This is a genomic window from Tabrizicola sp., from assembly GCF_036781545.1.
In the GTDB taxonomy this organism is placed as follows: Bacteria; Pseudomonadota; Alphaproteobacteria; order Rhodobacterales; family Rhodobacteraceae; genus Tabrizicola.
Genome location: NZ_DAIQAT010000037.1, coordinates 1 through 8,266, shown reverse-complemented (window position 1 = coordinate 8,266; position 8,266 = coordinate 1). Strand labels below are relative to the sequence as shown.

12 protein-coding genes are annotated in these 8,266 nt (G+C 67.4%); 6 read left to right on the top strand and 6 right to left on the bottom strand.

What is annotated here, in order from left to right; all coding sequences use genetic code 11:
* A partial coding sequence (locus V7Q39_RS08405) for an acetyl-CoA C-acyltransferase (RefSeq protein WP_333816117.1) occupies positions 1-810 on the top strand: 810 nt, incomplete at its 5' end.
* 69 nt (positions 811-879) lie between these two features.
* Here the strand turns inward: V7Q39_RS08405 and dapB are convergent.
* The gene (gene dapB / locus V7Q39_RS08400; RefSeq protein WP_333816116.1) at positions 880-1,686 is read right to left on the bottom strand and encodes a 4-hydroxy-tetrahydrodipicolinate reductase; all 807 of its coding nucleotides are present in this window, start codon (positions 1,684-1,686) and stop codon (positions 880-882) included.
* Between the two features lie 97 nt (positions 1,687-1,783).
* Here dapB and rbfA point away from each other — a divergent pair, with 97 nt between their 5' ends.
* The 3 genes from rbfA to truB are packed head-to-tail and all read left to right on the top strand — an operon-like array spanning position 1,784 to position 3,821.
* Positions 1,784-2,194 carry a 30S ribosome-binding factor RbfA gene (gene rbfA / locus V7Q39_RS08395; RefSeq protein WP_333816115.1) on the top strand — a complete coding sequence of 137 codons (411 nt, stop codon included), beginning with the start codon at positions 1,784-1,786 and terminating at the stop codon, positions 2,192-2,194.
* Positions 2,191-2,913: a phosphodiester glycosidase family protein gene (locus tag V7Q39_RS08390; protein ID WP_333816114.1), complete on the top strand. Its 723-nt coding sequence runs from the start codon at positions 2,191-2,193 to the stop codon at positions 2,911-2,913. The genes rbfA and V7Q39_RS08390 overlap by 4 nt, the downstream gene beginning before the upstream one ends.
* 5 nt (positions 2,914-2,918) lie before the next feature.
* The gene (gene truB, locus V7Q39_RS08385; protein ID WP_333816113.1) at positions 2,919-3,821 is read left to right on the top strand and encodes a tRNA pseudouridine(55) synthase TruB; all 903 of its coding nucleotides are present in this window, start codon (positions 2,919-2,921) and stop codon (positions 3,819-3,821) included.
* Positions 3,822-3,868: 47 nt separating this feature from the next.
* Here truB and V7Q39_RS08380 read toward each other — a convergent pair whose 3' ends face one another.
* From V7Q39_RS08380 to pyk, 5 genes are all read right to left on the bottom strand, one after another.
* Positions 3,869-4,177 carry a DUF2834 domain-containing protein gene (locus tag V7Q39_RS08380; protein WP_333816112.1) on the bottom strand — a complete coding sequence of 103 codons (309 nt, stop codon included), beginning with the start codon at positions 4,175-4,177 and terminating at the stop codon, positions 3,869-3,871.
* 286 nt (positions 4,178-4,463) lie between these two features.
* A complete protein-coding gene (gene rplT, locus V7Q39_RS08375; protein WP_333816111.1) occupies positions 4,464-4,826 on the bottom strand; it encodes a 50S ribosomal protein L20 in 363 nt (120 codons plus the stop codon).
* Between the two features lie 12 nt (positions 4,827-4,838).
* The gene (rpmI, locus tag V7Q39_RS08370) at positions 4,839-5,039 is read right to left on the bottom strand and encodes a 50S ribosomal protein L35 (RefSeq protein ID WP_103259124.1); all 201 of its coding nucleotides are present in this window, start codon (positions 5,037-5,039) and stop codon (positions 4,839-4,841) included.
* Between the two features lie 107 nt (positions 5,040-5,146).
* Positions 5,147-5,371, bottom strand: coding sequence for a hypothetical protein (locus tag V7Q39_RS08365; RefSeq protein ID WP_333816110.1), 225 nt, complete (start codon positions 5,369-5,371; stop codon positions 5,147-5,149).
* A gap of 35 nt (positions 5,372-5,406) precedes the next feature.
* Complete coding sequence (pyk, locus tag V7Q39_RS08360; RefSeq protein WP_333816109.1) at positions 5,407-6,852, bottom strand: pyruvate kinase; 1,446 nt, start codon at positions 6,850-6,852, stop codon at positions 5,407-5,409.
* Between the two features lie 162 nt (positions 6,853-7,014).
* Between pyk and V7Q39_RS08355 the strand changes: the two genes are divergently transcribed.
* Together V7Q39_RS08355 and V7Q39_RS08350 are read left to right on the top strand one after the other, a co-directional pair.
* On the top strand, positions 7,015-7,740 hold the full coding sequence (locus tag V7Q39_RS08355) for an N-formylglutamate amidohydrolase (RefSeq protein ID WP_333816108.1): 726 nt from the start codon (positions 7,015-7,017) through the stop codon (positions 7,738-7,740).
* On the top strand, positions 7,741-8,055 hold the full coding sequence (locus V7Q39_RS08350) for a DUF1244 domain-containing protein (protein WP_333816106.1): 315 nt from the start codon (positions 7,741-7,743) through the stop codon (positions 8,053-8,055).
* The last annotated feature ends 211 nt before the right edge of the window (positions 8,056-8,266 follow it).

The window sequence follows — 8,266 nt, the reverse complement described above, 5'->3', positions numbered from 1 at the left end:
GAATGCATGAGCCGCTCGCCCTATATCCTGCCCGCCGCCCGCTTCGGGCAGAAGATGGGCGACACCCGGGCGATCGACATGATGACCGGCGCGCTGACCTGCCCCTTCGGCACCGGCCATATGGGGGTGACGGCAGAGAACGTCGCGGCGGAATACGGCATCACCCGCGAGGAGCAGGACGCCTTCGCGCTGGAAAGCCAGTCCCGCGCCGCCCGCGCCATCGCCGAGGGGCGCTTTGCCGACCAGATCGTCCCGGTGGAGATCGGCGGCAGGAAGGGCCCTGTCACCTTCGCCACCGACGAACACCCGAAAGCCACCAGTGCCGAGGCCCTGGCGGTCTTGAGACCCGCTTTCCAGAAGGACGGCACCGTCACGGCGGGCAATGCCTCGGGCATCAACGACGGGGCGGCGGCGCTGGTCCTGTCGCGAAGTGCCGAGGGTTCCCGCGCCCGGATCATGGGCTACGCACTGGCGGGCGCGGACCCGAAGGTGATGGGTCTCGGCCCGATCCCCGCCGTGCAGGCCTTGTGCCGCAAGCTGGGGGTCAAGCCACAGTCCTTCGACGTGGTGGAATCGAACGAGGCCTTCGCCGCCCAGGCCCTCGCCGTCTCCCGCGCACTCGACCTCGACCCCGCCAAGGTGAACCCCAACGGCGGCGCCATAGCGCTTGGCCATCCCGTCGGGGCGACGGGAGCGATCCTTGTGGTCAAGGCGCTGCATGAACTGGAACGGACCGGGGGGCGCACCGCACTGATCACCATGTGCATCGGCGGCGGGCAGGGCATCGCTTTGGCCATCGAGCGCGCCTGAGGGAACCGCAGGTCACGTTCGGAGCGGCGAGCCGATTGCCGCTCCTGCGGGCCGGATTGCGCGCGGGAATCAGATGCCCAGTACGTCCATCATGTCGTATTGCCCCGGCTTCTGCCCCTGCCCCCAGAGCGCGGCACGCAACGCCCCCCGGGCGAAGATGGCGCGGTCAGTGGCCATGTGGCGCAGGATGACACGCTCGCCCTCACCCGCGAAGATCACGTCATGCTCGCCAACGATGTCGCCGCCGCGGATGGCGGAGAAGCCGATGGCTCCCTTCTGACGCGCGCCGGTGATCCCGTCGCGGCCGGAGACCTTGGCATCATCCAGGCTGACCCCACGCCCTTCGGCGGCGGCCTGGCCCAGCATCAGCGCGGTTCCCGATGGCGCATCGACCTTCATCCGGTGGTGGGCCTCGACGATCTCCACATCCCAGTCGGCGTCCAGCGCGGCGGCGACCTTCTGCGTCAGGCGGGTCAGGAGGTTCATCCCGAGCGACATGTTCCCGGCGCGGACGATCACGGCGTGACGGCTGGCGGCCTCGATCCGGGCGAGGTGGTCGGCTTCCAGCCCGGTGGTGCCGATGACATGGACGGCGCGGGCCTGGGCGGCCAACGCGGCGAAGTCCACCGTGGCGGCAGGGGCAGTGAAATCGACCACGGCCTGCGCCTTGGCGAAGGCTTCCAGCGCGTCGTCGGTGACTTTCACCCCGACGGGGGCGCCGCCCATCGCCTCGCCCACGTCGCGGCCGATCCAGGGGTGGCCCGCGCGTTCGACACAGCCGACGAGGCGCAGCTTGTCGGACGCCTGCGCCAGCCGGATCAACGTCTGCCCCATCCGGCCCGAGGCCCCCGTCACCACCAGTCCCGGCTGATCCATGCCCTTGTCCCCCCGTTTGGCCCTTCCCTAGCCGGTTCCCGGAGGCGTGAGAAGCCCGGCGTTGCGGGCGGGACCGAAAGGGCCTATGGGAACGGCCATGTCCAAGCGCTTCAACACCGGGTCCGGCCCGTCGCAACGCCAGCTTCGGGTGGGGGAACTGATCCGCCGCACGCTTTCCGACGTGCTGAACCGGGCCGAGATTCACGACCCCGAGCTGAACGCCATGTCGATCACGGTGGGCGAGGTGTCCTGCTCGCCCGACCTGAAGGTCGCGACGGTCTATGTGATGCCGCTGATGGGCTCGGTCCCGGTGGAAGCGGCGATCGCGGCGCTGGCGCGGAACAAGGCCGAGTTGCGTCACCGGGTGGCGGGGGAGCTGACGCTGAAATACGCGCCCGACCTGCGGTTCCGGCCCGACGAAACCTTCGACCGGCTGGACGAGACGCGGCGGCTGTTTGCCGACCCGACGGTGCAGCGCGACCTCGACGCCGGGGACGGCGAGGAATGAGGCTTCTCGCGCTGGCCCTTCTGCTGGCGCCGACCGCGATACAAGCGGCGGAGTGCCGGGATACGGTGTTCGAGGGGGCGTCCTATACGCTTTGCGAAGTGGTGGCGGGCGAGGATCTGCGGCTGTTCCACTCCGGTCCCGATGGCGCCTATGGCAGCTTCCGCAACGTCGATAAGGCGCTGGAGGGCGAGGGCAAGGCGCTTGGCTTCGCGATGAATGCCGGGATGTATCACCGCGACCTGGCCCCGGTGGGGCTGTATGTCGAGGACGGGGTCGAGGTCTCGGCCCTGGTCACGCAGGCCGGCCCGGGGAATTTCGGGCTGCTGCCGAACGGGGTGTTCTGCATCGGCGACACGTTCCGGGTGATCGAGAGCCGGACCTTCCGGAAGGAACGACCGGCCTGCCGCTATGCCACGCAGTCCGGGCCGATGCTGGTGATCGGGGGCAAGCTGCATCCGAAGCTCTTGCCGGACAGCGACAGCCTTTATGTGCGCAACGGGGTGGGGGTCAGCGAGGACGGCCAGCGGGCGGTCTTCGCGATCTCCAACCAGGCGGTGAACTTCCACGCCTTCGCCCGGCTGTTCCGCGACGAGCTGGGCCTGAAGGATGCGCTGTACTTCGACGGCAACATCTCGCGGCTCTATGCGCCATCGCTCGCCCGGCATGACGGCGGCTTCCCGATGGGGCCGATCGTCGGCACTGTGGTTCCGAAGGGCTGAGCGCAATGGGCCGGGTGAAGAAGGGGCGGGCCCTCAGCGGCTGGCTGGTGGTGGACAAGCCTGCGGGCGTGACCTCGACGGCGGTGGTCAACAAGGTGAAATGGGCGCTTTCGGCACAGAAGGCGGGCCATGCCGGGACGCTTGACCCGGACGCGACCGGAGTGCTGGCGGTGGCGCTGGGCGAGGCCACGAAGACCATCCCCTACATCACCGATGCGCTGAAATGCTACCGCTTCCGGGTAAGCTTCGGGGCGGCGACGGATACCGATGATGCGTCGGGGGCGGTGATCGCCACCTCGGCCTTGCGGCCCGCGGATGCGCAGATCGAGGCGGCGCTGGCGGCGTTCCGTGGGGACATTCAGCAGGTGCCACCGCAGTATTCGGCGGTGAAGGTCGATGGCGAGCGGGCCTATGACCTCGCGCGTGAGGGCGAGGCGATGGACCTGGCGGCGCGGCCCTTGTGGGTGGAGCGGCTGGAGATGACGGGCCGCCCGGATGCGGATCACGTCGATCTGGAGATGATCTGCGGCAAGGGCGGCTATGTCCGGTCGATCGCCCGAGACCTCGGGGCCGCGCTGGGGTGCCTGGGGCATGTGGACTGGCTGCGGCGGGAGTGGTCGGGGCCGTTCCGGGCCAGCGAGGGCGTGACGCTGGAGATGATCGACGCCGAGGCGAAGACCGAGGCGCTGGATGCCCGGCTCCTGCCGCTGGAACTGGGCTTGCAGGACCTGCCGGAGTTCAAGGCGACACCGGAGGGCGCGGCGCGGCTGCGGAACGGCAATCCGGGGCAGGTGATCGGCCATGCCGACTGGGGCACCGAAGGCTGGGCCAGCCTGGACGGGCAGGCGGTGGCCGTAGGGCACTACCGGGGGGGTGAGTTGCACCCGAGCCGGGTGTTCGTGCGGTAGGATCGCCCCCTTCCCGACACGCCTTTGACCCCGGAGCCGCCTTGGCCTCAGTCCCGCTCGCGCAGATACAGGTATAGCGGCAGCGCCAGCGAGAGCCCCACGAAAAAACTGGCCGGAAGAACCATCCACCAGCATGCCACGTCATGGCGGGCTGCGTCCCGCCATGACCAGACCCAGAATATGACGATCGAAATCAGAACATCGACGGAGAAGCCGCCGGCCGCCCCATTCGCAAACAGCGATTGCAGGAACAGAGGAATATCAGGCCCGTGCTGAGCAAAGAATGTTCCGAAGAGCAGCCATGGAACGATCGTTCCGATGACTGCCGCTGCCAGATAGAAGGTTCGGACGGTCATGCTTGCCTCGCCTTGATAAACCGAGATTCCTGACACCTGCGATGATCAGTCGGCGAGCCCTTAGCGGAGGGCAGCGCCAGACGCCACTGCGGCAGAATGCCCGTGATTCACGGCAAGGGCGGGTGTTGACTATCCGCTTCGTCCCGATGCCTGCCTTTCCCCGGTCTGACGACATCGAACGGGGGCGATGTTTCCCGACCCGCTATCGAGATTCAGGTCTGGCCCGAAACCAAAGCAAAAGGCCCCGCGTTTCCGCAGGGCCTTTTCATAGTCTTCTATCTGAAGCTCAGACCAGCGCGGCCTTGGCCTGGCCGGCGATGGCGTTGAACGCCTCGGGCTCGTGCACGGCGAGGTCGGCGAGGACCTTGCGGTCGACCTCGATCCCGGCTTTCGCCAGGCCGTTGATCAGGCGCGAATAGGTCATCTCGGCATCGAACAGGCGCACGGCGGCGTTGATCCGCTGGATCCACAGCGCGCGGAACTGGCGCTTGCGGGCCTTGCGGTCGCGGGTGGCGTATTGCTGGGCCTTGTCAACGGCCTGGGTGGCGGTGCGGAAGTTGCGCGAACGGGCGGAGTAATAGCCCGAAGCGGCCTTGATCACCTTGCGGTGACGGGCGTGCGTGACAACACCGGATTTGACGCGGGACATCTGATGTTCTCCTTACCGGTCGTAGGGCATGTATTTTTTGACGATCTTGGCGTCGCTGTCGCACAGGATCATCGCACCGGACGCATCCCGAACGAACTTCGTGGTGCGCTTGATCATGCCGTGGCGCTTGCCGGCGGGACCGGCCTTCACCCGACCGGAGGCCGTGAAGCTGAAGCGCTTCTTCGCCGCCGACTTGGTCTTCATCTTGGGCATTTCCATCTCCGTGGTTTCAGGCACGACTCGGCATGCCACTTCGGCCGGCCGTGCGGGTAAGAAGCCGTCCCTATAGGGGCGGGGCCGGAAAGGTGCAAGGGGCCACGTCAATCGAAGAGGCGAAGGATCGTCTTGATCATGACCGCCGGAACCTGGTTGAAGGCATAGCCTCCAGGGTTCTCGATCAGGGCGGTGACGATCAGGCCCAGGGCCGCAATCGCCATGATCGCCCCCATCCGGGGCGCGCGGCCGTCGACCCAGGCCGAAAGCAGCGAGGGGACCGAGAGCACGGCAAGCACGATCCCCACCGTCAGAGCCAGATCCGTGTCCATGACCCCTCGCCCGCGTTGCCCCCGCAAGGCGAAGCTTACTCGGGGTCAACCCGCGAGATCAACCGTTCGTCGCAGGGAGCGACCCGCAGGATGTTGGTGGTCCCCTTCACGTTGAAGGGCACACCGGCGGTGACGACGATCTGGTCCTCATCGGTCGCGAACCCGTCCGACCGCGCGGCACCGACTGCGGCCAGAACCGCGCCCTTGAAGCGGTCCTGCGGCGGGGTGATCACGCAATGCGCGCCCCAGGTCAGGGCCATGCGGCGGGCGGTCGACATCAGGGGCGTCAGCGCGATGATCGGAACATGCGGGCGTTCGCGGGCGACAAGCGACGCGGTGGTGCCGGTCTGGCTGAAGCAGCAGATCGCCTTGATGTTGGTGGCCTCGGCGATCTCGCGCGCGGCCGCGACGATCCCGTCGGCCACCGATTCGCGGCGAACGACGCGGCTGGCCTCGATGACGGAACGGTAGGTCGGGTCCTTCTCGACGCTCATCGCCACGGCGTTCATCGTGCTCACAGCCTCGACCGGGTATTTCCCGGCGGCGGATTCGGCGGACAGCATCACCGCATCGGCACCTTCGTAGATCGCGGTGGCGACGTCCGAAACTTCCGCCCGGGTCGGAACCGGCGATTCGATCATCGATTCCAGCATCTGGGTCGCCACGATCACCGGCTTGGCTGCCGCCCGCGCGCCCCGGACCAGCCGCTTCTGGATCGGGGGAACCGAGGTGACGGGCAGTTCGACGCCCAAGTCGCCGCGCGCCACCATGATCCCGTCCGAGACCTGGAGGATCGCGTCATAGGCCTTGACCGCCGCGGGTTTCTCGATCTTCGACAGGATCGCGGCGCGGCCCTTGGCAAGGCTGCGCGCCTCGATCACGTCTTCCGGGCGCTGCACGAAGGACAGGGCCAGCCAGTCCACGCCCAGTTCGCAGGCGAATTCCAGGTCGCCGCGGTCCTTCTCGGACAGCGCCGCCAGCGGCAGCACCACGTCGGGGACGTTCACGCCCTTGCGGTTGGAGATGGTGCCGCCGACTTCCACCGTGCAATCGGCGAAGTCCTTGCCACAGGCGTTGACGCGCAGGCGGATCTTGCCGTCGTTGACCAGAAGCGAGGCGCCGGGCTCCAGCGCGGCGAAGATTTCCGGGTGCGGCAGGTTCACCCGGCTGGCGTCGCCGGGCGTGGTCGACAGGTCCATGCGGAAGGCCGCGCCTTCGACCAGGTCCTCGGCATCATTCGCGAACACCCCGACGCGCAGCTTCGGGCCCTGCAGGTCGGCGAGGATGCCGATCGGGCGGCCAAGGTCCCGTTCCACCTTGCGGATGATCTGGTGCCGCTTGGCGATATCCTCGTGGACCCCGTGGCTCATGTTCAGGCGGAACACGTCGGCCCCGGCCTCGAAGAGCGCGCGGATCATCTCGTAGCTCGAAGACGCGGGGCCCAGCGTGGCCACAATCTTCACGTTGCGGTGACGGCGCATAGCCATCCTCCTGCTTTGAATTCCGGTTCATGTGGGCCGCGTGCCTTATGGCGCAATCCGATCCGTCCCGCAACGCCCGCTTTGGCCATGGCGCGCTTCTCGTCGCTGGCATCGGGCGGCAAAGGCCCGTAAACCGGGCAGGACGGTGGAAAGGGCGGCGGCTTGGCATTCACGATCGAGGGAGAGGCGCGCAAGGGGCGGTGGCTCGTCACCTGCGACCATGCGTCGAACCATGTGCCGGACTGGCTCGGGGGCGATCTGGGCATCCCGGCCGAGGATATGGGCCGCCACATCGCCTGGGACGTGGGCGCGGCGGGCGTGGCGCGCGAGCTGGGGCGCCTGCTGGACAGCCCGGTCATCCTGTCGGAGTTCAGCCGCCTGGTGATCGACCCGAACCGGGGCGAGGACGACCCGACACTGGTGATGAAGCTTTACGACGGGACGATCATCCCGGCGAACCGCCATGCGGGGCCGGAGGAGGTGGAGCGGCGGCTGGACCGGCTCTATCGCCCCTATCACGCGGCCTATGCCCGGCTGGCGGCCCTGCGGCCCGACCGGGTGATCGTGGCGGTACATTCCTTCACCCCCTGCCTGCGCGGGCGCAGCCCCCGACCCTGGCATGTGGGGGTGCTCTACAGCCATCTGGACGAGCGTTTCTCGAAGCCGCTGATCGCGCGGCTTATGGCCGAGACGGACCTCTGCGTCGGCAATAACGAGCCCTATTCGGGCCATCTGCCCGGCGATGCCATCGACTGTCATGCCTTGCGGCTGGGGCGGCACAACACACTTATAGAGGTCAGGAACGACCTGATCGCCACCCCGGCGCAGCAGGCGCATTGGGCAGCGCGGCTGGCGCCGATCCTGACAGAGGTATTGGAGGGCTTGTAGATGGACGACCGGACACGCACAGAACTGGAAGCGGCAACGTTTCGCGCCCTGATGCATCACCTGATGGTCAAGCGGCCCGATGTGCAGAACATCGACCTGATGAACCTGGGCGGCTTCTGCCGCAACTGCCTGAGCCGCTGGTATCAGGAAGCGGCAGCCGAGCGGGGGATCGAACTGACGAAGGATGCCGCACGCGAGATCGTCTACGGGTTGCCCTATGGCGACTGGGTGGCGCAGCACCAGACCGCGGCGGACGAGGGCAAGAAGGCGGCCTTCGCGAAAGCCTTCGCTGAGAATGTCGGACCGAAGGGCTGATCCTTGGGGCGACTGTAACCCACCTTGCGCGATAGAGTGGTGGGTTTGCACCACCCTACGAAAAAGCCACAGGGCGGGCCTCCAAGCGCTTCACCGTGAAGGGTTTTTCTGGACCTCACGCGCGCGACTGGCTATCGTGCCGGAAAACGGGGCGTCACGACCCCGGACTTGAGGCAGCAATGGCGTTTCCAGAGCGGTTTTCGAACCTGCC

Bases quoted from the DNA above. Each gene is read 5' to 3' on its own strand.
- truB (WP_333816113.1), top strand. From the start codon at position 2,919: ATGGGCCGGGTGAAGAAGGGGCGGGCCCTCAGCGGCTGGCTGGTGGTG.
- rpmI (WP_103259124.1), bottom strand. From the start codon at position 5,039: ATGCCCAAGATGAAGACCAAGTCGGCGGCGAAGAAGCGCTTCAGCTTC.
- V7Q39_RS08350 (WP_333816106.1), top strand. From the start codon at position 7,741: ATGGACGACCGGACACGCACAGAACTGGAAGCGGCAACGTTTCGCGCC.
- dapB (WP_333816116.1), bottom strand. From the start codon at position 1,686: ATGGATCAGCCGGGACTGGTGGTGACGGGGGCCTCGGGCCGGATGGGG.
- V7Q39_RS08365 (WP_333816110.1), bottom strand. From the start codon at position 5,371: ATGGACACGGATCTGGCTCTGACGGTGGGGATCGTGCTTGCCGTGCTC.
- V7Q39_RS08390 (WP_333816114.1), top strand. From the start codon at position 2,191: ATGAGGCTTCTCGCGCTGGCCCTTCTGCTGGCGCCGACCGCGATACAA.
- V7Q39_RS08380 (WP_333816112.1), bottom strand. From the start codon at position 4,177: ATGACCGTCCGAACCTTCTATCTGGCAGCGGCAGTCATCGGAACGATC.
- rplT (WP_333816111.1), bottom strand. From the start codon at position 4,826: ATGTCCCGCGTCAAATCCGGTGTTGTCACGCACGCCCGTCACCGCAAG.
- rbfA (WP_333816115.1), top strand. From the start codon at position 1,784: ATGTCCAAGCGCTTCAACACCGGGTCCGGCCCGTCGCAACGCCAGCTT.
- pyk (WP_333816109.1), bottom strand. From the start codon at position 6,852: ATGCGCCGTCACCGCAACGTGAAGATTGTGGCCACGCTGGGCCCCGCG.